Origin of the sequence: Oceanobacillus senegalensis, from assembly GCF_900176885.1 — a bacterium.
Lineage (GTDB): Bacteria > Bacillota > Bacilli > Bacillales > Amphibacillaceae > Oceanobacillus > Oceanobacillus senegalensis.
Genome location: NZ_LT839648.1, coordinates 3194145 through 3218078, shown reverse-complemented (window position 1 = coordinate 3218078; position 23934 = coordinate 3194145). Strand labels below are relative to the sequence as shown.

Here is a 23934-nt window from a genome sequence, read left to right as displayed (position 1 = left end):
CCAAATTTCCTTATCAGAATAAAGTAATAGTATAGGCGAGGTTTTTGGAGGTGGAGTGATGAATGATGCAATGATTGGTTTTTGTTTTTTACTTTGCTTACTCGTTGGAATAGGAATAGGTGTAATCTTTCAGGCAATTGAAGTTGGCGGAGCTATTGGTTTGGGGATTGGATTATTAGTGGTTTCATTATTCCGGAAAAAAGATAATAAGATATAAATTATAGGAGAGTACCAATTTTTGGTGCTCTCTTTTTATCATTCGATTAATCAGCTGTAAGACCCTTAAGGAGAAGGATTCGAGATACCCTTAGAATGATAAGTGTGGGTCGGGCAGCTAGTAAACTCCTGATTCGTTCGGACCTACATGACATAGGCTTCAGGAGGCGTTGCAACGGATGTTGCGAATTTAGCCTTTGCTTCAGTGGGGGGATGGAAGATCCCCCCTCCTTATGATTCATTTTCATCAGTCAATTGGTAATTCCCATATTCCTTCCCATAATAGTGATTATAACGAATTTTAAATTTGTTATATATGTATGTTACTAATACCTTTAAAATGGCATATCCGGGAATTCCAAGGATTACACCAACAACTCCAAATAAATTCCCTGCTACTAGTAATACGATAATGATAGTTAATGGGTGTACCTGCATGGTTCTTCCCATAATATTTGGTGATATGAAGTTTCCCTCTAAAAATTGGACAGCAATCCAAACAATTGCTAATTTTAAAATCATGAAAGGGGAGTCTACGATAGCTATGATGATTGCTGGGATAATTGCTATTGTTGGTCCTAAATAAGGGATGACGCTTGTGATAGCTGCAATGATAGCAAGTGTTATTGCATAATCAAGACCTATTATAAGGTAGCCGATAAACAATAACATCCCGATACATGTAGCTACGATGATTTGCCCCTGAATATATGAACCAACCTGCGTATCCATGTTTTTTAATATTTGATTCATATCCCCGCGAAATTTTGGAGGCAATAATGTTAGGAAAAATTCCTTAAAACGGTCTCCATCTTTTAAAAGGAAGAACAAGATAATTGGAAAAGTAATGATAGAGACAAAAACATTGGTTACTGTGGTTGCGATATTTCGAAATCCTTGAAATGCATTCGTTAAATAAGACCCAATCATTCCAGGAATATTACTGAAATTGGATATAAACCAGTTATAACCTTGATCATAATAAGGTCCTATAAATGAATTTTGTAACCATGTTTTTATTCCTTGTCCTAATTGATTGAGATACATAGGAAAGTTTTTAAATAGTTCCTTTACCTGTGCTTCAATTGCTGGAGCGGTTAGAAGAATAATTCCTGTTAGTAAGCCACTAATACCTAAAATTAGGATAATGATACCCCAGATTCGTTTAATTTTTGCATGCTCCAATAAGTCCACAATCGGATTTAGTAAGTAATAGGCTATAAACGCAAGGATAATGGGTGGAGTGATAGTTGAAAAAATAACAATCAGTGGATGAAATACAAAGGAAATCTTGTTGTAAATGAAGATAGTTATACCTATTAATATCAATAGGGATAATAGGTAAATTAGATTTTGCCCACCTAAAAACCTCATAAATTTTGTAGATTGTTTCATCTCTAGGCTCCTTTCAATAAAGCCATTATAGATGAATGAGGGGGAATATTCCAATTTGGATGATATTAGATAGAAGGTAAAATGCAAGTAGTTAAGTTTGAAAGCATTTTGGAAAAGAATGGGCAGGTAAAAATCTAAAATATGAATTGGGGTATTAAAAATTGACAGGCATGCCAATCCTTTTCCACTAGCATTTTCAAGTTCATAACAATTAAGAAGCTACTTTATGCTTCCGTATCTGTAATTTATAAGGGTCTTTTGTTGGGCTCCAATTAATAACCACATGTTGATTACTGTAAGTTCCATTAAAGTTTTTAATATGCAATTTAATAACCTTCTTTCTAGAGCCATTCTCTGCTAACGATATCGAATTGATGGCTACCCCTATATACCATACGTTATCGATTCTTATTTGGACAGTGCGTACCCCTAAATGTGGTGCAAGTAAAGGTGAATCTAATTTTACGTTTAAGGTTTGGTAATTTGCCATATTTTGACGAACGGTTTCCTGAAGAATACTTGCGGGTGTTAGGTGATTATTATTTGATAAAACATTTGAAATGCGATTTGTTTGTACAAACACTGTGATTACCTCCTTATATATAGTATAAACCAATATGTGAAATAAATCACTATATTCATTATACATGAAAACGCTTCACCTAGGCAATCATAGATAATTGACAAATTTGTTAACAAAAATATTATTAGTTTTTCACAAGGATATGGTTTGAGTGAGGGGGTGACGCGATTTTGGGTAGGGATGGATTAAGTACTTCTAAAAATTTACCCGGCATGAAAAGTCCCTGGCTTAACTTAAGCTAGGGATTTTTCGTGTTTAGCTCTTTTTTTCATAGATACTAATATAGTTCCTAAGGATAGGAAAGCAAGAATACCTCCAAATGTTGCATTGTATTCGACAGATGATGTATCAATAATGATGCTGCCGATAGAAGCCCCTGTAGCAATTCCTAAATGTAATGCAGAATTATTAAGGCTGATTTGAATATTTGATGTTTCCGGAGCAGATACCATTAAATAACTTTGTAATGGTGGCGTAATAGCCCAGCTCATCATACCCCAGATAACTAGAACAATTAAGAATAATGGTAGTAGAAATGTTGTAGAAGGGATGGCTAGAATAGCAAAACCAAAAACAATTATAATGCCTATTAATGTCGGTTTGAATCCAAATTTATCTCCAAATGTTCCTCCAACTACTCCACCACTTACTGCTGCAACGCCAAAAATTAAATAAATAATGCTAATCCAAGTTCCATCAAGTCCCATAGTTGATTTAGAGAAAGGAGTTAGATAGCTATATAAGGTTGAGTGACCAGTTAGCAGAAGAAAAGTTGTAAGGTGTGCAAAGAGAATCTTTTGCTCTTTTAATGATGCTAATTGTTTTTTTAATGAGATATGTTCCCCAGGAGGAGTTACTTTTTCCATCAAAAATAAAATCCCCAACATCGAAAATATCGTTAATACCGTAATAAAGATAAATGGCGCTCTCCAACCAAAGCTGTTTCCCAGTATCAAACCAATTGGTACGCCTAGTACGAGAGATCCGCTGACTCCCATGTTTACAATACCAATTGCTCTTGCTCGATATTTTGGTTCCACAATGTTAGCTGCCATTACCACACAAAGTACTATCAGTAAAGCACTGCTGGCTGCGGCAATAATTCTAGCTAGAAATAGAGTGGTGTAGTTAGGGCTTATAACAGCAACCAAATTGCCAATGAAAAAAATAATCAATGTTATCATTGTTAATCGCTTCCGTTCCATATTCGCGGTTAAAACAGCTAAAATAGGACCAGAAATAGCAAAAGTTAAAGAAAAAATAGTAATTAGTAAGCCAGCTTGTCCAATACTAACATTTAAGTCTTTAGCTACTAAATCTAAGATACCACCTATAATTAACTCAACCATACCTACTACGAAAGAAACTATGGTAAATAAATAAACTCGTTTGTCCATGAAATAACGCCTTTCTTAGATGTGAATTCTTTTCTATGGTATGCTTATTCAATTATAATTACAAGTCCAACAATCTTAGATGTCATTCCTATATTCTTGTGACTTTCTATGAATAAATAAGTTTATTTTTTCTATTATAGGGAATAAACAAGGATGTACTATATTGATAAATCGAAGAAAGAAGAAATTAATTGGGATGTTTGTTATACTGAAATTACCTTTATGGAAGGAGAAAGACAACCAAATGGGTATAGATAAGACATTGAAAAAAGATGCAAACAGAGTTTTAAAGGAAACTAGTAGAACTTTTTACATTCCAATTAGTTTATTAAAAAAGCCACTTCAAATGACTGTAGGCTCCGCATATTTATGTATGCGAGCAATTGATGAAATTGAAGACCATGAAGAGCTTGATACGGAATCGAAAATATATTTATTACATTCCATTCGTGATATGTTAAACGATACATTTGAAAGAGAGTCATACCAGGAGTTGATTGAGCCTTATAAGAGTAAATTGCCTGAGGTTACTATTAGATTACATGATTGGCTGTTAGTTTGTCCGGATGAGATTCTTGGAAAAGTAAAGGAATCAACGAGCATAATGGCTGGTGGAATGGCAAGCTGGGTTGAAAAAAACTGGGTGATTAAAACAAAAGAAGATTTAGATGAATATACCTATTATGTTGCTGGGCTAGTAGGTGTAATGCTTTCTGATATTTGGGAATGGTATGATGGAACCAAAACAGACCGTGATTTAGCAATTGGTTATGGACGTGGTTTACAAGCTGTAAATATGTTGCGAAATCAGGATGAAGATGCGGAGAGAGGAGTAGAATTTTTACCAGATGGATGGAGTCGTGCTGATTTGTTTTCTTATGCGGAGGAAAATTTAAAGAAGGCAGATACATATATAGAATCTATTCAAACGAAAACGATTCTACGATTTTGTAAAATTCCGTTAGCCCTAGCTAAAAGAACACTTGGTACATTAAAGTTAGGGAAGGAAAAAATGACCCGTAATGAGGTAGAGTCCACTGTTGAGGAAATTATAAATGATTAAGACAAAGCGATGCGATATATATCGTTTTGTTTGATACCTATTTCTGAAAATTATATTTACTATCAGTTGTAAGAAAGGTATGTGATGGTTTAGCACTAACATTTTTCAGGGGATTTTAGGGGACAGTTTAATTCGTAATTGACGAAAATACGTAATTTGCCTATAATGAGAAAATGTGTTTTAAAAAAGAGCAAGTTGGTGGATTTGTCGATGGGCAGTTCCCACTTCCATCCAACGGTCTTTAATTGGCAAATCGTATTATGATGTTTTAGACGCTTGCTCCTAGATTATTAGGAGGAAAAACGTGGATCAAAAGAAAAAGGTAAAGCTAGATTGGCCAGTATTTATCATTAGTGGTGGATTTTTAATAGGATTTATTATTTTGTCCTTTATAAATAGTGACATGGTTGGTAATACCATTTCAACATTATTTGATTTATCAGCAGAATTGTTCGGTGCTTATTGGCAGGTATTACTATTATTAAATTTCGCTATTGGTTTGGTACTGGCCTTCTCTAAATATGGAAAGGTTAAGTTAGGAAATATGGATAAACCAAAGTACAGCTTTTTTGGTTGGGTATCCATGATTTTAGTGACGTTATTGGCTAGTGGAGGGGTGTTCTGGGCAGCATCTGAACCAATTTATCACTACATGTCCACACCGCCATTGTTTGGTGGAGGGGAATTTAATAATATTCCTGCAGCTTTCGCACAATCCTTTTTACACTGGGGTTTTACAGCCTGGGCTATTCTAGGTACATTATCATCCATTGTAATGATGTATGTGCATTACACGAAAAAATTACCATTACGCCCAAGAGGGTTACTTTATCCCATTTTCGGTGAGAGAATTTATCATAAGAGTGCGGTTGGATCTGCAGCAGATATATTTTCCATTATTGCAACGGTTGCAGGTACATTAGGGCCACTTGGTTTCTTAGGACTACAGATATCATATGGGTTAAATCACTTATTTGATGTTCCTAATACATTAACTGTAAGTATTATTGTTGTACTTGCGTTAGCTGGAATTGCTGGGATTTCTGCAGCAACAGGAGTAGATAGGGGAATTTACCATTTAAGTAATTATAATGTGATATTTACTGTGTTCTTAGCAGCAGTAATCCTCGTTATTGGACCTACCTTGTTTATTATAGATTCCTTTGTAGGAGGAACAGGTTTTCATATCCAGCATTTCTTTGAAATGAGTTTATATCGTGGGGATCATGCTTGGTTAGGAGGATGGACCATCTTCTTCTGGGGATGGTTTATCGGGTACGCACCAATGCTAATAGTATTTATTAGTCGAATTTCACGAGGTCGAACTATAAGAGAATTGGTTATTGCTGTGTCCATTGTAGCCCCATTAGTAAATAACTTTTGGTTCTCAGTTGTAGGGGGAACAGGTGTGTTTTTTGAAACGCAAAATCCTGGTTCCATTTCGAATGCATTAAATGAGGGTGGAATGCCAGCAGCGGTTATGGCGATCACCGATCAATTGCCAATGGGTACTTTATTTGGTTTAGCCTTCTTAATGGTATCCATTATCTTTGTTGCAACAACAACGGATACCATGTCTTACACCGTAGCTGCAACACTATCTGGTAATGATCATCCAGTAAGATGGTTGCGTGTATTCTGGGCAGCCATTTTTGGTTTAACGACAGTGATGATTCTTACAATAGGAGAAAATAGCATTTCTTCTATCCAAAATTCCATTGTTATCACTGCCGTACCGGTATCATTGTTGCTACTACCGCCATTATGGAATGCGCCAAGAATTGCAAGGAAGATGGCACTTGATCAAGGGCTTATTTGGCAAAGAGAAATGAGAAAAAAAGTGGATAAATAATTAGTAGTAAAAGCCTTCATTGAAATAGATGAAGGCTTTTTGCTTGTTACATAAACATAGAAGGAATTTCTATTTAAAATGTTTGTTAAAAAGTGCTCGAACTGCTAAATACAATAGGGCTAATGAAAAGACGATGATTGCAGTAGTTCCAACAGCAATTAAAATAGTCGCAATGGAGGCCACAAATCCGGTTGTAACCAAAATGGTTAACCCAATTAGCGCGAATCCAGCTAAAATAGCTGTTAAATATAGAAATATTAAGTGATTCAAATTTTCCCCTCCTTCTACTAAATTGTATGTTTGTAGAGGGAGGGAGACTGTGCGGCTTTCCTATGACCTTTTAATTAATTAGAAGCATTGGAAGGATTGAATTCGATTAAGGTCTATACCAAAGTATACCCATCTCCAGCCATTCCATCTCCAACCAGCGATAGAATTTCTTCCTACAAAGGTAGGGAAATACCAGAAGGAATCTCTTCTTAGCCAAACATAGGTGAATCGAAATAGGCAACCTCGTATTCCGCCCGGGTCTACTGCAAATGTCTGGAATTGTGATTGTTGAGGAGTAAAATTAGGCGGTGGAGATGTTGGTGGTCCTGATTGTTGCCCACCACCTGGTCCTCCACCAGGGAACCCTCCACCTGGTCCACCACCTGGTCCGCCGCCAGGGAACCCTCCGCCTGGTCCACCACCTGGAAAACCAGGGAATCCTCCTCCCGGTCCTCCACCAGGAAAGACTTGATTAAATAAATACCATGGAAGATTAAATTGCCTTTCATCTTCCTGGTAGTAAGGTTGATTAAATTGTGTCTCATCTTCCTGGTAATAAGGTTGATTGAAAGGTTGTTGTTGATGTGGAAAATATTGATTCATTAGCTTTCTTCCCCCTTAAAAATATGCTCTCTTTACTATATGGGGAATAAGTCTAGTTGGAGAATGATATGAGCAAGATTGGGCTAATGACTATAGGGGATTTTACCAGTTGCGAATGAGAGATATTTATTAACACCTTTTTTTCATCTCAGGTTAAGGGACAGTAATACCCCAACTAAAAAAGAGGAAAGACGAATCCTTTTAGGTGGAGGAGGGCCTTGTGTCATGCCCTTGTGGTATAAACTGTGGATAAAAGAAAACCCCACTGATGGAAGATTCACTTTAGATTTTGTTGTTTTTAGTTGGCAGTGGAAAGATGAAGTTGAGAGTAATGCTGATAAAAAAAGAAATGTCTATATAGAAAAAGAACACCCTCTGTAAATGAAGATAGATCTGGATGGGTAATAGTAATATGGATCATTATAGGATATATAAGGATATTTCCGTTTGCTAAAAAATAGCATGGGCAAGCCAATGGTAACCTGCCCATTGATTTATAAACTATAGATTTTTCACAGTCTCCTGTATGTTTCTTGATTTTGTAATTACGGAAATTACGGAAATCCCATTAGCTCCTGCATTAAGAACGTCTTTAGAATTGGAAGTGTTAATACCACCAATACCTACAATAGGTAGCCACGGATGCTTATCTCTTAACTTTTGAATCCACTCTGGGCCAACTGCTTTCTTTGCATCCTCTTTCGTTTTGGTTGAAAATATAGGACCTGCACCTACGTAATCCACTAAATGAATGGGACTGTTTGCAAGTTCTTCATCATTGGAAATGGAAAGACCCATAATTTTATCTGGAAACATTTTCTGTAATTCATCTATCGGTTGATCGTCTTGACCTACATGAATTCCATCTACGTCTAGTGGTTCAGCTAAATGAATATCGTCATTAATTATAAAAGGAATGTGATATTGTCTGCAGATTTCACGCAGTTCTTTTCCTAACTCTAATTTTGCTTCTCCGGTCAGAGATCCTTCTCCTTTTTCACGAAACTGAAAAGCTGTTATACCTGCTTTTGCTGCCTCTACCAATATTTCCACTGGATTTCGATCACAGTTTTGGCTTCCCATAATAAAGTACTTCCGTAAGTATGTTGCTCCCATTATTTTACTCCTTTCAAGCTATCAGGTTCCATGGATAATGCATCAACAAAATGAGGAAGGAAAGTTCCAGAAGCTCGAACTTCCTTATGGGATGCTGCAAACTCTGCTGCTAATCCATAGAATTCTACTGCAGTAAGTGCTTGTTCCTCAACTTTTGCATTGGTTGTTAGGCATGCTGTAATAGTAGAGCCTAATAAGCAACCAGCCCCGGTTACTTTAGCTAATAAAGGATGCCCAGTATTATTTGTAAAGGTCGTTTCTACGGTACTGATAATATCTGTTTTTCCTGTTAGAACAGCCGTTGTCTGGTAAGTTTCCGCAACCTTCTTAGCGATTTCCTCCACGTCACCTTCGCCAACTGATTCGACACCTTTTGTTTGCCAAGGTATATCAACAAGAAAGGCTAATTCACCAGCATTTCCTTTAATTACTGTTGGGTGAACTTCCTCCAAAATTTGTTTAATTGCTTTCGTTCGAAAAGGAGTGGCGGCAACCCCAACAGGATCTAGCACAACTGGAACCCCATTTTCATTCGCAGCCTTACCAGCTGATATCATGGCTCTTAGGTCATCGGAAGTCAAGGTACCAATGTTTATCAATACCCCATCACTGATAGAAGCCATGTCGCTCGCTTCTTCCTCAGCTTTGGCCATAATGGGTGCTGCACCAAAGGATAATAATCCATTTGCAGTAAAATTAATGACCACATTATTGGTTAAGTGATGGATTAATGGTGTATTTAATCGAACGTCTTTTATAATGGTTGCATTCATTGTTTAACTCCGTCCTCTCGTAAAGCCCAGTGATTGGTTGGTCCATTTCCAGCCCCAATTGAAAATGATTGTTTAATAGCGGCAGTTACAAAATGTTTTGCTTTTTCTACTGCATCATAAAGAGAAAATCCTTGACTTAAAAAGGCAGTAATTGCTGCAGAATACGTACAGCCTGTTCCATGCGTGTTTTTCGTTGGAATTCGTTTAGCTGAAAAGTGGTATAAGCTAGAACCATCATAAAGAAAATCAATCGCTTCTCCATCTAAGTGGCCACCTTTTACAAGTGCCGCATTTGCGCCTAATTCATGAACGATAGCCTTTGCAACTTGTTTCATATCATCTACAGATTGAATCTTCTGTCCGGTTAGAAATTCGGCTTCTGGTATATTTGGTGTTATTACCGTAGTTAATGGTAATAATTTTTCTTTTAAAAAGTCACGAGCTTGTTCTTCAATCAGTGCGTCCCCACTTGTTGCAACCATCACAGGGTCCATCACGAAAGGGGCTTGAAATTTAGGAATATTCCATGCGATGACTTCCATCATATCTATATTTGCAATCATTCCTGTCTTCAATGCATGAACTGGCATATCGGATATTACCGATTTCAATTGCTTTTCAATAATCTCAATTGGAACATGGTGTATCGCTTGTACACCTGTTGTGTTTTGGGCAACAACGGATGTAATTACAGACATACCATAGCTTTTTAACTCCTGGAATGTTTTCAAATCTGCATGAATCCCAGCGCCACCACTCGGATCAGTTCCAGCTATTGTTAAGGAACAAGGGATGTGTTTCATTATTTTGTCACCATCCTTCTTGATGGCCAATTTTCACAGGTATTCTCTAATGGAGATGCATTCTCTGCATTTTCGTTTTCTTTACGTAATTGTTCAGTAAATGACAAGGAAAAGCCTCCTTAATTTATTTATCATTTGAAGCTTACTAGGGGATTAAGCAGATTGATAGGTGATAGATAAAATACGTTTCCGATTACTTTCCTTCGCTGGAATTACCCAGAGGAGGTTAAAAGAGAAAAAGGTATGTACCTTATCACAGCCTGTTAGCGCCCCTAGCAGTTTTCGTATACTTTCTATATAATTATTTTGTTGTTTGATTAATAGGAAACGGGGTACTACCGGGCTTTATTATTTTTGATAAAATAAACCATCCAATAATAGCTCCTGGTATACTGCTGACAAGAAATGCCGGCATGAATGCGAATGCTCCGACAGCACTTCCCATAAAAAGATGAGCAAATGGTACAGATATTAAAGCTCCAATAACTCCGCTGCCTATGCCTTCACCAATGACAGCTAGTCCTCTTTTGTGTGTCTTCTTATAGAAGTACCCTGCTAAAAAGGCACCGATCATACCACCTGGGAATGCTAGTAAGGTACCAAGCCCAAGCATATTACGTAGAAGTCCTATCATAAAGGCAATTATGACAGCGGGACCAGGTCCTAGTAAAACTCCTGCTAAAACATTGACAGCATGCTGTACCGGGTATGCCCGAGACACACCTGCTGGAAACCAAATTAATTGAGCCGTAACCGTTCCTAAGGCTATAAATACGGCCATTGTTGTCAGTAGTCTAGTTTTACTCATGTTTTCCTCCTTTCATTAGAACTGGATCTACACAAAAAAAGCCAAATCCTATAATGGACCTAGCTTTTATATGAGAATATAGATTGACCGTTTTGTCAGACTACTTCCCTCCGCTGGCATTAACCAGATCAGGTCCTTAAGGGTCGGAAAATAAATTCCTCTCAGCTCATGTTTGAGCACCCCTAGTAGATTATTGTGATGTATTCAATTTGAAGTTCAAGTTAAGAATAACAAAGATTCTCTTATTTGTCATTATTAGTTTGATATTCGTTCCTTCTTAGATTTGTTTTTAGATGTAATTGTTACTATATCGATTTTATAGCAGACTAAAGCGTCAAGGATGGGGGATAATCCATATAAGAGTGAATGAACTTTAAGTTCCCATAGAAAGATAGAAGAATCTGATTGTATTATAAATCAAACAAATGTTTGATCTATTTATTTTGATTAAGTGAATCTTCAATCAGTGGGGTATTACTTTCCCTTAACCTAATTAAAAGAGAAATATGGAATAGTCATTTACAAACTTTAGCCTAAACTGGCAAAATTCAGGGGAAGATGTCGATATTTCCCAGGAAATGTTGAAAATATGAAGAAAAAAAGGGTAATAGACAGTTATTTGTCCATTACCCTTTATAAATCTGTGATGGAGCATAGCGGGCTCGAACCGCTGACCTCTTGCATGCCATGCAAGCGCTCTCCCAGCTGAGCTAATGCCCCTTTGACTTAATTTTATTATACAACTTCCTGAAAGTTATTTCAATAGGATTATAGGATACGTTTGTTGCTGAGTAGAAAATTTACATTTCGAGTGCTTCCTATACAATTATCAACATGGGGAGAACGACGTGTTTTGGAAAAGCATAAGATAAAAGATTGAGATTACCGATTTAAAATAGCGAATATGAAGATGAGAAAATAAAAGAGAAATGAATTGGACATTATTTGGTTTAGTTGGATTAAGTTTTGGAACCAACCTTTTAATAATTCATAAAAGAGGAAAGGCCTCCGCTTTAAATCCGGAGACCTCTTTTTATATTATGAAAGTGTTTGCTTTCGAGCAAAGTCTACGAAGTAATTAAGTGCCTTGGCATTGCTTAATGAGCCTTTGTTAATGACTTGATCAATTGGCTTGCCCATAAGTATTTTTTTAATCGGTACTTCTAGCTTTTTACCGTTTAATGTAGTAGGCAGTTCACTTACTTCGTAGATACCCGTTGGTACATGACGCGGTGAGCATTGTGTACGAATTTGGTTTTTAATGGACTTTTTCACCTCTTCTGTTAGGCTATAACCATCCTTCATTACCACAAAAAGTGGGGTAGATGAATCCCCTTTATCTAATGGTACGTCAACAATTAGGCTGTCTGATACTTCTTTTACTTGATCAACGGCCCGATAGACTTCACTTGTTCCAATGCGGATACCGCCACGATTGATGGTTGCATCAGATCGCCCATAAATAACACATGTACCGCGATTCGTAATTTTTAAGTAATCGCCATGTCGCCATATTCCTGGGAATACGTCAAAATAGCTTTCATATAAGCGTTTTCCATCTGGGTCATTCCAAAAGTAAATAGGCATGGATGGGAATGGCTCGATTAAAACAAGCTCTCCTACTTCATCGATTAGTGAATGACCATGATCATCAAAGCTTTCTATTTTAGCGCCTAATCCACGACATTGTAATTCACCTGCATGAACAGGAAGAATAGGAGCACCTAATATAAAGGCAGTACATACATCTGTTCCACCACTTGCAGAAGCAATCCATAAGTCTTCTTTCACATTTTCATAACACCAATGAAATCCTTCTGGTGGTAAAGGTGATCCTGTGGAACTGATACTTTTTAAATTGGATAAATCAAATTGTTCTCCAGGCTTCACTCCAGCTTTCATACAGGCTGTTAAATAACTGGCGCTTGTTCCAAACACGGTCATTTTAGTTTCCTCAGCTAATTTCCACATTGCATTATAATCCGGATAGGTTGGATTTCCATCATATAGAATAATAGAACTACCTGTTAAAAGTCCGCCAATAAGGAAATTCCACATCATCCAGCCTGTAGTGGTGAACCAAAAGAAACGGTCATCTTCTCCAAGGTCAACATGTAAGTTTAGTGCTTTTAAATGTTCTAGGAGGATTCCACCTTGACTCTGAACAATAGGTTTTGGTTTCCCTGTCGTTCCAGATGAAAACAAAATCCAAAGAGGGTCATTAAAAGATACATACTCATATGTAATTACTTCCGATTCTCCTTTAGATTGTACGGCTTCATTCCATAGGATAGGTTTTTTAAGGTTGCTTATATCAGGGTTTTGGTTTAGGTATGGAATAGCTATCGTTGCTTCTAATGTAGGGAGTTCAGATTGAATACTAGTAATGACATCCGTACGATCAAATTTTTTCCCACCATATTGATAACCGTCAACGGTAATCATTACTTTTGGTTCTATTTGCTTAAAGCGATCAATCACACTTTGGGTTCCAAAATCGGGAGAAGCACTTGACCAAATTGCCCCGAGACTTGCCGTAGCTAGAAAAACAACAACGGTTTCGTAAATATTTGGTACATAAGCGACAACGCGTTCCCCTTTTTTAATACCTAGTTCACGTAATGTTTGCTGCATTTTCGCAGTGTCTTTATAAAGCTGTTTCCAAGTTATTTCTTCTTTTGGGCGCAATTCAGAAGTATGAATGATTGCAGTATGATTTTCTTTCCGTTCTTTAAATATGTGTTCTGTATAGTTAATGGTAGATTCAGGAAACCACTTCGCCCCAGGCATTTTGTGAGTGGATAATATGGTCTGATATGGATTTTTCGATTTAATTCCGAAATATTTCCATATGGATTCCCAAAAATCCTCTATATTATCGACAGACCATTGCCAAAGGGATTGATAATCATGAAAGGATAGTGATTTCTCGGTATTTAGCCATTTCATATATTGAAACAGTTTGGAATGTTGGCTTCTTTTTTTATCTGGTTTCCATAATAAAGTACCTTCTTCAACGTTGGTCAAACTAATCACTCCTGAATATTTAGACTATTAATACTATTATAGAGAACAAAATGTCCTATGTAAAGGTTAGAGAAAAGGGACTATGAATAAAAAAAGCGGATTAAGTATAAAAAGTACTTAATCCCTCTTTGTAGCTTGAGTCATTTGATGCCAAACAGAACCTTTAGCATCTTCGCCTCCTTTGATTCGCTCAAGAGCCATGTTGATTTGCATCCGTACTTCAAATTCTGGATCATCTTTGGCTGCTTCTAATGCTGGAATACAGCTTTCATCTCCAACTTCATATAAGAACATAGCCGCACGCCAACGTACCAATCTGTTTGAGTCGGATAAGGTTTCAATCATTGTAGGGATTGCTTCTTTAAAACCTAAATCAGATATGCAATCGCCTGCCGTTCTCCTAACATTTACTGCCTTATCCTTTAATGCTTTATATAGGTAGGGAAGAACCTCAGGCTCTTCAATCATTCCTAAGTAAGCTGTAGCGAGTCTTCGTATGGATGACTTTTCATCGGTTAATGCTTTTTCAAGTAGTGGTAAGTCTTCTATTGTTGGATCTAAGCGGTCCAGTGCAGCATAGCGAATTTTCCAGTCAGGGTTATCTAGTACCTCAATAGAAGTTTTTTCAGAATCAGTGCGAGTAGTTATATTATTAGCTGGTTCTTCTTCTAAAGCGATTTTCTTTAGCTTTTCAATTCGCTCAAGATCGTAGCTTGCTTCTATTTCTTCGACAACTTCATGCCCTATTTCATCCATCAAACCGTATCTTGGATGCTGTTCCACCCATTTTCTTTCCATGATGAAATTAGGAGAGGCGGACGAAGCTTCCATTATAGCGTCCATAAATATTTTAGGAAGGCCGAACCGTTTTTCCTCATTTCCATCATCCAACTTAACTTGCATAGGAATATTACGAAACATTTGAATGAAAACATGAACTTCCCCAAAAGGATCTTGTTTTATTGTTTCATTACCTTTTTCAATGGCTAGGTTTTCATCTGTCCCCAATACGTTTCTTACCTCCGGGAGAATCGTTTCCCATGGCGTTTTTGGATTCCTTGCAAGGGCTAAAAAGTCCACCACCCGATAAATATTTTTCACACCCTCGATTGCAAATAAATCTTTTACATACTTAGGCGCATTGGTAAGATCATCTTGATTTGAATAATTAAAAGTGACACCATCGTCCAGTTTTTCATCTACAATAATCTTCATAGAATGTGGACTAGGTGTTGGCTCTATAGAAGTAATTCTCAATTCAAACTTCCTGCTCTCCCGTATAAAAGGTTGTCCAAAAAGTCTGGTGAAAATGACACTTGGAATTTCTTCGTTGGTAAACGGAGAAATTCGACTAAAACCGTCCACGTCTTTAAAATAGAAATTAAAGGGTTATTTTTCTGCTAACTTATCGATGAATACTCTCATATAATCTGGTAAATCTGGGGGACGACGGCTAGAAATAATATGACCATCACTAGTTACTGCTTTATCATACCATTCGGCTCCAGCGTTGGTCATGTCATCTTTAATCCCTGGAGTACTCGTTACTTTTACTCCTTGGAGGATATTTGCTGATATAAGGACCCAACCAGCATGACAGATTTGACCAATAATCTTTTTAGACTGATCCATATGACGAACCATTTCTAAAACTTCTGGGTATCTTCTAAGTTTATCCGGAGCCCAGCCACCTGGAACTAAAATGGCATCGTAGTCACTAACATTTATGTCCTTAAATGCAAAGTCAGATTCTGCAGGAACTCCATATTTTCCAATATACTTTTTCTTTGCTTCTTTTCCTACTAAATCTACCTGCGCACATTCTTCTTTTAGACGTAGAACAGGGTACCAAAGTTCTAAGTCTTCAAAGTCATGCTCCACAAGCGCAATGATTTTTTTATTATTTAAACGCATTTATTACCCTCCATTAATTATTATACATAAAGTGTATCAAAGGTTTGTTTTGATTTCGATTGTTAAAAGCTAATAATAGTAAAAAACATTACTCAAAAGAGCAATGTTCTTGATAGACTATATTACTTTTGGTTGTACTCTGCATACTTTACAAAATTGTTTTCATCTTCAACTAACCCGCATACTGCACACTGGACTTTGAATTTTGGCCCTTTATAAAGATGGTGGAATACCTCCACATCACCATTTGTATAGTCATTTAAAACTTCTCCAGTATTGGCATCTAATTTTACTGGTTTTGCGACTTGTTCAATGATATTAAACCTAGAACTGTTTGTTTTGCAATTAGGACAACGATAAGCTTGATTCATTACAAAACACCTCCTGAATTTAGTATTCCAAGCCAAACTATTTCTATGAAAAAATCCAGCACTGAGAAATGAACGTAAGAATTTCTAGGTTAAAATATAGCCGAAATTTGAATTAGCTGGGGGAGGAGTTTGCCATGAAAATCAAAACAGGGAAGAAGGATAACCGAACTCCCTTCCTTTGAGAATTTCAGAAATCATGGTCCATTATTTTAACTAAACCATCTTTTTATTTTAGAAAGTAGAGAGTTATTATCTTTGTCCTTATCATTATTGTTTTCCGGTTGCTCTGTCATTTCCTCTTTTAAAAAGATTTCTTCTTTATCAATCGCATAGTCATAGGTGAGAACAGCGCCAATATCTGTTTCATTTTCCTCATTTCTTACAATCGTATAGGGGATATTATATTTATTTGCTAATTTCTTCTCTTCGGATAAAAATCTTGATGATACATGACCGTTCATTAATAATGAGGCATTACGGTTTTCTTTCATCACTTCTTCTAATTTCTCTATTCCTTTATCTGTCATAACTTGGCCAACGGTTAGTGCTAACACAATTCTTTCCCTTAAGGTACCCAAATATTTCTTTCGTTCTTCCTCTTTTGGTAGATGAGTACCGTACATTCCTTCTGTGAGGTAGTCATTTACATCCTTTTCACTCATATTATCCATCCTTTTACAATTAAATCTGTTATGTATGTAGGTGGCGACTCTGTCTTATAGAATCGCCACAATTGTTTTGGTATTCCTAATTATAAACTTTTCTTCCTCTTTGCTCGCTTATCAGCAGCACGACTTCTTGCTTGAGCTTGTTTGTCATCTGCATCTGCAAGCTCTTCAGAAAACTCCATATCAATTCCATCAGATAATTGATTTTTAGGTGTTTGTGCTAAAACGTTATTTCGCTTTTTCTTATGATCATCTCTTCCACCCATGTGTATCACCTCTTATAAGGATTTTTACACTAATAGTATGTGTCAAATGGCTTGGTTCTACACGATATATGGGTGAACATATAATGGTAGGATTTCCACACTTATCTTCTGTCCCCACCTAGTAAGTCAAAAAGACCACCAGCAATACTACCTTCTCCCTTAGAATCCGAGCCTACACGTTGTGGCGCTGATGCGAATACCCTACTTGCTAACCTACTGAACGGTAAGGATTGGATCCAAACTGTTCCAGGCCCTCTCAACGTTGCAAAGAATAAACCTTCTCCACCAAATAGGGCTGTTTTTACACCTCCAACATATTCAATGTTATAACCCACATTGCCTGTCATCGCTACAAGACAGCCAGTATCCACACGTAATTTTTCCCCGGGGGTTAATTCCTTTTTATGAATGGTTCCACCCGCATGTACAAAAGCCATTCCATCACCCTCAAGCTTTTGCATAATAAAACCTTCACCACCAAAGAATCCAGTACCAATTTTACGCTGGAATTCTACACCAACAGAAACCCCTTTTGCAGCAGCTAAAAATGCATCCTTTTGACAGATTAATTTACCATTTATTTCACTTAGGTCCATTGGTATAATTTTACCTGGGTATGGTGAAGCAAAGGAGACATGTTTTTTACCTGTTCCTTGATTCGTAAACGTAGTCATAAATAAACTTTCACCTGTTAAAACACGTTTTCCAGCACCAATTAATTTTCCCATAAGCCCGCTACCTTGGTTTGTGGAACCATCACCGAAGATGGTCTCCATTTTTATCTGGTCATCCATCATCATTAAACTTCCAGCTTCAGCAATGACAGTTTCCTGTGGGTCAAGCTCCACCTCAACAAATTGCATGTCATCCCCGTGTAGTTTATAGTCAATTTCATGATTATTAATTTTTACCATTCCTTTCGACTAAAGTCTATTTAATCATACGACTTAATACTCAAAAAGATTCAATAAATGTAAAAACGCGCACTCTGTGATTAGAGTGCACGTTTTGGATGGAATAGTCAATTAATGAGGAGGCATTTGTCCTTGAACAGGTGCATAGCTATTGATATAAGCTTGCATATCCTGTTGTTTCAATTGTGGCACTTGATAATACTGGTTTCGGTTTTGGTATAAAAATACCTCATATGCCATCTCAATAATGTTTGGGATACTATCTGCAAACACTCGACGTGTAACAGGGTTCGTCGCTTCAAGAGCAGCCATTGTAAAAGCAGATGCATTTGCCTTTAAGCATCCCATCATGAACCCAGTGATACATTCGTCATTGATTTCGTTAACAGATTGTGCTGGTGTTTTAGGTTGTGATGGTTGCATACCATAAATAGTATTATTATTTGTTTGCGAGAAATTGTACGTTTGTGTTTTTACTGTTGGTTCTTGTCCTGTTTGTAAGGTCTGAACAATCGAATTATATACTTGTGTTAAATACGTTTTATGCTTATTCATCATGGTTTTTAATTCAGGGTCTTGGACATGTTGTTCATAAAGCAAATATTGCTCCATTCCACCAACTAACCCACCAACAGCCTCGTGAGCGTCTAAAAGTTCATGTCCACCATGACTAAATTGATCTGGTATTTGAGAAGAGCCTTGAAAGTTTTGATTTTGTTGTTGATTTTGCAAATTGATGACCTCCTTGAATGTAGTCACGTTTATTTTAATCAAGAAGCGATTACCTATACAGCTTTAAAAATGTTAATCAAAGCAAAATATGGTTTAAATTTTTGTACATATTTGCACATAATATATAATAGTCGTTCAATTTGATACGAAAGTTGCGTAGATGATGCTATAGTAATCTGTATTGGTTATAACGTACTAACCATCTATACCAAATTTGCGAATATTATATCTAAACTGCGAAACAAAATTAAGTAAGTAATTTGAAAAAGTGTTATAAAATGTATGTTCAATCATTAGAGGGTGTTACAGCCCCTTAACCCGAGATAAATAAAATCGTACAATGAAATTATTTATTAATAAATTTTAGTTTATGCTACTATGAAAGTAGGCATTTATAGTTCAAAGGGGGAAACGTTATGCTAATGAAGGAGAAAAAACCAATACAGATAGATGAGCGAATTTATCTAATTGATGGATTTGATATGGATATAGCTAATCGTACTGGTACATATGTGATCAATGAGGATGCGTTAACGTTAATTGAAACAGGGCCAAGTCCTTCGATTAAGTATGTTAAGAGAGGACTTGAAGACTTAGGATTTTCACTTGATGAGGTAAAGTATATTATCGTTACACATATTCATCTTGACCATGCTGGCGGAGCGGGGCTACTTATTAGAGAATGCCCAAATGCCACGGTAATTGTACATCCTAGAGGGGAAAGGCACTTAGCTAGTCCTAGGAAGTTGGCAGCGGGGGCACGCGCAGTATATGGGGATAGCTTCTCTGACTTTTTTGACCCGATTATACCTATACCTGAAGACCGTTTACTTGTAAAAACAGAAGGGGATACGCTTAAAATCGGAGCTAACTGCACATTGAAGTTTTTTGATACTCCAGGCCATGCAAAGCATCACATTAGTATTTATGATCCAGTTAGTAATGGAATGTTTACAGGTGATACGGTAGGGGTACGCTATCAAGAACTCATTGACCAAGGTGTCGATCTCTTTTTACCAACTACCTCACCAAACCATTTTGATCCAAATGCAATGGAAAATTCAATAAAGCGAATGAAGGATATGAATTTGGATCGCATTTACTTTGGACATTTTGGGGCAACGGAAAATGTGGACAAAGCACTAAGTCAAGTATCTGAATGGCTTGAGGTTTTTGTTGACGTGGGAGAACAAGTGATGGCCGAGAAAAAAGGGTATGATGTGCTGTCTGGTCGGTTAATAGAAAAAGTGAAGGAATATTTACGGAGCAATGGTATTGATGATGATAATGCAGCTTATATCATTATCAATTTAGATATGCAAGTTTGTGCATTGGGTATTGTTGATTACTTTCAAAAGTTGAAGCAATAATAAAATAAGAGACTGGGACAAAAGTATTTTCTCTAAGCAAAAGCCGAACGTTATTGGTGGATAAAAACCGCTACGGAAATATACTTCGCTTTCCGCGGGCGGCTGATGAGCCCCCTTCGTGCTAACGCACTACGGTGTCTCAACTAGGCCTCTCATCCCGCAGGAGTCTACGTATATTCCCTCCGCTAATTAGTGCGTTATTCGTCTTTTGAATTAAATACTTTAGTTATGTCTCAGCCTCTGATAATTGTTTCAACACCAGCTTACTATTGTAGTATTTAATAAGTAGCTAACTACGGTAATCAACCCTTACTAACATTATTCCTTCGTATAGTTAAGCTCCCAGCTAATACCATTTCTGTCCTTTACAATGGCATGTTTAGCTCCCCAGAAGGTATCTTGCAATTCCATTTGAATTTCTCCATCTTCTGCTAAAGCATGATAAATGCGGGTAATCTCTTCTTCGCTATCAAGGTCAGGCCCGAAAAGTATGTTATTTCCATTGATAAATTCTTGGTCCAATGTATCTGTAAAGTAAATGATGCAGTTTTCATTGATATGTAATTCGCCGTGAATATATTTCCCTTCTTGCCCTTTAAACATTTCAATACCATCTGCTAATTGGGTGTTTTTAATTTTCCCGCCAAATATTTTTTGGTAGTATTCCATTTCTTCTTTACAATTTTCTATACGAATATGTGGTACAAGTTTTTTCATTATAAATCCTCCTTGAAAATAGTATTCCTAATTTATACGAGAATAAAACTATTTAGGTTCGTGAAATTCAAGCATGATAGGGCAATGGTCACTTCCCATAATATCTGTGTGTGCCTGAGAGTCTATTAAGTAGTCCTTTAATCTTTCCGAAACAATCAAGTAATCAATTCGCCAACCAATATTTCTTTCACGAATCGTTTTCATATAGGACCACCAAGTGTATATATCATCTTTTTCTGGGTAAAAATAGCGAAGCGTATCGATGAATCCAGATTCCAGTAATCGTGACATTTTTCCACGTTCTTCTTTGGTGAAACCAGAGTTTCCGTGATTGGTTTTATCGTTTTTTAAATCAATTTCTTGGTGTGCGACATTTAAATCTCCACAATAGATAACAGGCTTTTTCTCATTTAATGATTGTAAGTAATCATACAGCTCATCTTCCCATTCAAGACGATAGTCCAATCTAGTTAAGTCCCTTTTAGAATTTGGAGTATAGACATTTACTAAATAAAACTCCTTATATTCTAATGTGATAATTCTTCCTTCTTCTTGTTTGTCTGCATCTCCAACACCATAAGAAACAGAAAGTGGCTTTTTCTTAGTGAAAACGGCCGTTCCAGAATATCCCTTTCTCTCTGCATAATTCCAATATTGATAATACCCTTCAAGGTCTAAATTTATTTGTCCTTCCTGTAGCTTTATTTCTTGTACACAGAAAATATCTGCGTCTATTTCATTAAAGTAATCTAAAAATCCTTTACGGACGCATGCGCGTAATCCGTTCACATTCCAGGATACAAGTTTCATAGTAAAATCTCCTCTTCTACTATTAATCAATAGTATGATTCTAACATAGGTTTTGCTGGTGTACTATGTCTATAGATGACGGATTTTATTGCCTGGGGAATATTTAGGAATGAATTTGTCGAAAATAAAGTGAATCCTCAATCGGTAGAGGGATTAATGCACCTTATTCTGCGATAAATTTTAAATGATAGGTTGACTATGATAGTGTATTAACCATATAATACAACACAGGATGTACTAATTGATTCATACACATTATTTTGCAACAAGTGTATGAAAGGGTTAATACACTATGTTTTTTACATTTAGTGTACTAATTGTTTAATACACTGCAAGCACATCAACAAGACATAGGAGTGGTTGCTATGAAAGTAACTTTTAATAAAAGGGATCCGGTTTATGTACAAGTTGTTCGTCTTTTTAAGGAACAGATTGCGACAGGGAATTTAGAGCCTGGACAGGAAATCCCATCACGAAGGGAATTGGCTAATCGATTGAAGATTAATCCAAATACAGCGCAGCGTGCGTATAAGGAAATGGAGGAAGCGGCTTTGATTTTTACGGAAGGTAATAGCCCAAGTAAGATTACAAGAGATGAGAAAATACTTCACTCTGTTCGTGAGGAATTAATTTCCGAAGCGGTGGATACTTTTGTTACGGCGATTCGTCCTATGAATATTCCAATTGGAGAAGTCGTTGGATTAATTAAGGAAAAATATAACGAAGGAGAGGGGGAGACAAATGATTGAAGTAAAGGAAGTAAAGAAAAACTTTGGTTTAAAAAAAGTATTAAAGGGTGTTTCATTTACAGCAGATAAGGGGGAGATTACTTGCTTAATAGGAATTAATGGTGCCGGTAAGACAACCATTATGAATGCAATTATGAATTTAACACCGATTAAAAGCGGCGAAATACTAATTGATGGTAACAAGCTCACGAAAGAAAGCTATGAAAAAATCACCTTTATTCCAGATGCCATTACGATGCTCCCTCAAATGACCATTAAGGAAGCAACAGGTTTTATGAAGGATTTTTATAAAACTTGGAACGAAGAGCGAGCACAAGAATTACTGCAATTTTTCCGTTTAAAAGAGGAGGATAAGATATCGAGTCTGTCAAAGGGGAATACAGCAAAGGTAAATTTACTACTCGGTCTGGCATTAGATGTGGACTATTTACTGATGGATGAACCCTTCTCTGGTATTGATATTTTTAGTAGGGAACAAATAGCCGAGGTCTTTACGAGCCATTTGGTGGAAGACCGTGGTGTTATTATCACCACACATGAAATAAACGATATTGAGCATTTAATCGATAAGGTTGTGCTATTGGATGATGGTGTGGTTGTAAGAGATTTTCGTACGGAAGTAGTTCGAGAAGAGGAAGGAAAGTCTGTCGTGGACGTAATGAGGGAGGTTTACAAGCAATGAAGAACTACTTGAAATTAGTAGATTTTGAATTGAAACGATTTATCAAAGTTTACTTTGTTTTAATTGGAATGGTCATTGCTGTGCAAATCGCTGGTGTTATTATTGAATCAAGACAATACCTTGATGGTATAAGTAAAGCAATGTATGAGAATTCAATGTCCATAGAAGATGCTGTGTTACAACATGGAACCATGAGTATGGATAGATTTATGAACACAAGCTTGTTTATGATTCCTATTGCATTATCAGCAGCCGCATTAATTTTTTATTGTTTTCTTATTTGGTATAGGGATTGGTTTGGAAAAAATACATTTGCTTACCGGTTATTCATGCTACCAACTGCAAGATTAAATATTTTCTTGGCAAAATCGAGTGCCATCTTTTTAATGGTATTGGGATTAGTCGGTATACAGTTAATTTTACTGCCAATTGAACAGACCCTTCTTCAGTGGATTGTACCTTTGGATTTAAGGACAGATTTAACGGTGACATATTTGGTGACCCACAATCCTTATTTACAAATTATTGTTCCTGACAGCTTTATTCAATTTTTAATCAACTATGGGATTGGATTTATGCAAGTATTCATTTTGTTTACGGCTATTTTATTTGAAAGAAGCTTTCGGATAAAGGGGATTGTGTTTGGTGTCATCTACTATTTCTTAGCACAAATATTGTTTATGTTTCCTATTTTGGTAGAAGTGTTTATGGAGGTAGGATATTTTTATCTATCCGAAATTCTTATCCTGGAGACCATTTTAGGAATACTAGTAATTGGATTATCTATTTGGATAAGTAACTATTTATTAAACCGTAGAATTAACGTGTGATGAGG

27 protein-coding genes, 1 tRNA gene and 1 riboswitch are annotated in these 23934 nt (G+C 36.6%); of the genes, 8 read left to right on the top strand and 20 right to left on the bottom strand.

Annotated features, from left to right (window positions below; genetic code table 11):
* Positions 1-58: 58 nt before the first annotated feature.
* Positions 59-217, top strand: a complete 159-nt coding sequence (locus CAO17_RS21135; protein ID WP_179151837.1) for a hypothetical protein — start codon at positions 59-61, stop codon at positions 215-217.
* A 230-nt stretch (positions 218-447) separates the two neighbouring features.
* Here CAO17_RS21135 and CAO17_RS15545 read toward each other — a convergent pair whose 3' ends face one another.
* The 3 genes from CAO17_RS15545 to CAO17_RS15535 form a co-directional block, all read right to left on the bottom strand.
* A complete protein-coding gene (locus CAO17_RS15545; RefSeq protein ID WP_085993543.1) occupies positions 448-1611 on the bottom strand; it encodes an AI-2E family transporter in 1164 nt (387 codons plus the stop codon).
* A gap of 211 nt (positions 1612-1822) precedes the next feature.
* The gene (locus tag CAO17_RS15540; protein WP_085993542.1) at positions 1823-2194 is read right to left on the bottom strand and encodes a hypothetical protein; all 372 of its coding nucleotides are present in this window, start codon (positions 2192-2194) and stop codon (positions 1823-1825) included.
* A gap of 233 nt (positions 2195-2427) precedes the next feature.
* Positions 2428-3591 (bottom strand): MFS transporter, encoded by a 1164-nt coding sequence (locus CAO17_RS15535; protein ID WP_085993541.1) that lies wholly within the window; start codon positions 3589-3591, stop codon positions 2428-2430.
* Positions 3592-3835: 244 nt separating this feature from the next.
* Between CAO17_RS15535 and CAO17_RS15530 the strand changes: the two genes are divergently transcribed.
* Both CAO17_RS15530 and CAO17_RS15525 read left to right on the top strand, forming a co-directional pair.
* Entirely contained in the window at positions 3836-4654 is an 819-nt protein-coding gene (locus CAO17_RS15530; RefSeq protein ID WP_085993540.1) for a squalene/phytoene synthase family protein, read from the top strand.
* 304 nt (positions 4655-4958) lie between these two features.
* A complete protein-coding gene (locus tag CAO17_RS15525) occupies positions 4959-6506 on the top strand; it encodes a BCCT family transporter (protein ID WP_085993539.1) in 1548 nt (515 codons plus the stop codon).
* Positions 6507-6575: 69 nt separating this feature from the next.
* On the opposite strand, the gene CAO17_RS15520 is transcribed toward CAO17_RS15525, so the two are convergent.
* Together CAO17_RS15520 and CAO17_RS21130 are read right to left on the bottom strand one after the other, a co-directional pair.
* Positions 6576-6776, bottom strand: a complete 201-nt coding sequence (locus tag CAO17_RS15520; protein WP_085993538.1) for a hypothetical protein — start codon at positions 6774-6776, stop codon at positions 6576-6578.
* 78 nt (positions 6777-6854) lie between these two features.
* Positions 6855-7379, bottom strand: coding sequence for a hypothetical protein (locus tag CAO17_RS21130; protein ID WP_085993537.1), 525 nt, complete (start codon positions 7377-7379; stop codon positions 6855-6857).
* A gap of 225 nt (positions 7380-7604) precedes the next feature.
* Here CAO17_RS21130 and CAO17_RS21125 point away from each other — a divergent pair, with 225 nt between their 5' ends.
* Positions 7605-7760 carry a hypothetical protein gene (locus CAO17_RS21125; RefSeq protein ID WP_179151972.1) on the top strand — a complete coding sequence of 52 codons (156 nt, stop codon included), beginning with the start codon at positions 7605-7607 and terminating at the stop codon, positions 7758-7760.
* Between the two features lie 120 nt (positions 7761-7880).
* Here the strand turns inward: CAO17_RS21125 and thiE are convergent, their stop codons facing one another.
* The 13 genes from thiE to CAO17_RS15450 all read right to left on the bottom strand — a co-directional run bounded on the left by thiE (position 7881) and on the right by CAO17_RS15450 (position 18771).
* Complete coding sequence (thiE, locus tag CAO17_RS15510) at positions 7881-8498, bottom strand: thiamine phosphate synthase (RefSeq protein ID WP_425435917.1); 618 nt, start codon at positions 8496-8498, stop codon at positions 7881-7883.
* The gene (gene thiM / locus CAO17_RS15505; protein ID WP_085993535.1) at positions 8495-9268 is read right to left on the bottom strand and encodes a hydroxyethylthiazole kinase; all 774 of its coding nucleotides are present in this window, start codon (positions 9266-9268) and stop codon (positions 8495-8497) included. Before thiM ends, thiE begins: the two co-directional genes overlap by 4 nt.
* On the bottom strand, positions 9265-10071 hold the full coding sequence (thiD, locus tag CAO17_RS15500; RefSeq protein ID WP_085993534.1) for a bifunctional hydroxymethylpyrimidine kinase/phosphomethylpyrimidine kinase: 807 nt from the start codon (positions 10069-10071) through the stop codon (positions 9265-9267). The genes thiM and thiD overlap by 4 nt, the downstream gene beginning before the upstream one ends.
* 301 nt (positions 10072-10372) lie before the next feature.
* The gene (gene thiW / locus CAO17_RS15495) at positions 10373-10879 is read right to left on the bottom strand and encodes an energy coupling factor transporter S component ThiW (protein ID WP_085993533.1); all 507 of its coding nucleotides are present in this window, start codon (positions 10877-10879) and stop codon (positions 10373-10375) included.
* Between the two features lie 88 nt (positions 10880-10967).
* Positions 10968-11073, bottom strand: a riboswitch (TPP riboswitch).
* Between the two features lie 453 nt (positions 11074-11526).
* Positions 11527-11599: transfer RNA gene (locus CAO17_RS15490), tRNA-Ala, on the bottom strand.
* 318 nt (positions 11600-11917) lie between these two features.
* A complete protein-coding gene (locus CAO17_RS15485; protein ID WP_085993532.1) occupies positions 11918-13906 on the bottom strand; it encodes an acetoacetate--CoA ligase in 1989 nt (662 codons plus the stop codon).
* 117 nt (positions 13907-14023) lie between these two features.
* The gene (locus CAO17_RS15480) at positions 14024-15163 is read right to left on the bottom strand and encodes a conserved virulence factor C family protein (RefSeq protein ID WP_085993531.1); all 1140 of its coding nucleotides are present in this window, start codon (positions 15161-15163) and stop codon (positions 14024-14026) included.
* A gap of 132 nt (positions 15164-15295) precedes the next feature.
* The gene (locus CAO17_RS15475) at positions 15296-15820 is read right to left on the bottom strand and encodes a type 1 glutamine amidotransferase domain-containing protein (RefSeq protein ID WP_085993530.1); all 525 of its coding nucleotides are present in this window, start codon (positions 15818-15820) and stop codon (positions 15296-15298) included.
* A 122-nt stretch (positions 15821-15942) separates the two neighbouring features.
* Positions 15943-16191, bottom strand: coding sequence for a DNA alkylation repair protein (locus tag CAO17_RS15470; RefSeq protein ID WP_085993529.1), 249 nt, complete (start codon positions 16189-16191; stop codon positions 15943-15945).
* 209 nt (positions 16192-16400) lie between these two features.
* Positions 16401-16853 (bottom strand): YueI family protein, encoded by a 453-nt coding sequence (locus CAO17_RS15465; RefSeq protein ID WP_085993528.1) that lies wholly within the window; start codon positions 16851-16853, stop codon positions 16401-16403.
* An 89-nt stretch (positions 16854-16942) separates the two neighbouring features.
* On the bottom strand, positions 16943-17125 hold the full coding sequence (locus CAO17_RS15460) for a YfhD family protein (RefSeq protein WP_085993527.1): 183 nt from the start codon (positions 17123-17125) through the stop codon (positions 16943-16945).
* A gap of 101 nt (positions 17126-17226) precedes the next feature.
* Positions 17227-18030 (bottom strand): TIGR00266 family protein, encoded by an 804-nt coding sequence (locus CAO17_RS15455; protein ID WP_085994521.1) that lies wholly within the window; start codon positions 18028-18030, stop codon positions 17227-17229.
* Between the two features lie 120 nt (positions 18031-18150).
* Positions 18151-18771 carry a spore coat protein gene (locus tag CAO17_RS15450; protein WP_085993526.1) on the bottom strand — a complete coding sequence of 207 codons (621 nt, stop codon included), beginning with the start codon at positions 18769-18771 and terminating at the stop codon, positions 18151-18153.
* A 422-nt stretch (positions 18772-19193) separates the two neighbouring features.
* Between CAO17_RS15450 and CAO17_RS15445 the strand changes: the two genes are divergently transcribed.
* Positions 19194-20141 (top strand): MBL fold metallo-hydrolase, encoded by a 948-nt coding sequence (locus CAO17_RS15445; protein WP_085994520.1) that lies wholly within the window; start codon positions 19194-19196, stop codon positions 20139-20141.
* Positions 20142-20459: 318 nt separating this feature from the next.
* On the opposite strand, the gene CAO17_RS15440 is transcribed toward CAO17_RS15445, so the two are convergent.
* Positions 20460-20858, bottom strand: coding sequence for a VOC family protein (locus tag CAO17_RS15440; protein WP_085993525.1), 399 nt, complete (start codon positions 20856-20858; stop codon positions 20460-20462).
* 48 nt (positions 20859-20906) lie between these two features.
* Entirely contained in the window at positions 20907-21668 is a 762-nt protein-coding gene (locus CAO17_RS15435) for an exodeoxyribonuclease III (protein ID WP_085993524.1), read from the bottom strand.
* Positions 21669-22033: 365 nt separating this feature from the next.
* Between CAO17_RS15435 and CAO17_RS15430 the strand changes: the two genes are divergently transcribed.
* The 3 genes from CAO17_RS15430 to CAO17_RS15420 are packed head-to-tail and all read left to right on the top strand — an operon-like array spanning position 22034 to position 23929.
* Positions 22034-22417 (top strand): GntR family transcriptional regulator, encoded by a 384-nt coding sequence (locus CAO17_RS15430; protein ID WP_085993523.1) that lies wholly within the window; start codon positions 22034-22036, stop codon positions 22415-22417.
* On the top strand, positions 22410-23099 hold the full coding sequence (locus CAO17_RS15425) for an ATP-binding cassette domain-containing protein (RefSeq protein ID WP_085993522.1): 690 nt from the start codon (positions 22410-22412) through the stop codon (positions 23097-23099). The genes CAO17_RS15430 and CAO17_RS15425 overlap by 8 nt, the downstream gene beginning before the upstream one ends.
* Positions 23096-23929, top strand: a complete 834-nt coding sequence (locus tag CAO17_RS15420; RefSeq protein ID WP_085993521.1) for a hypothetical protein — start codon at positions 23096-23098, stop codon at positions 23927-23929. Before CAO17_RS15425 ends, CAO17_RS15420 begins: the two co-directional genes overlap by 4 nt.
* The last annotated feature ends 5 nt before the right edge of the window (positions 23930-23934 follow it).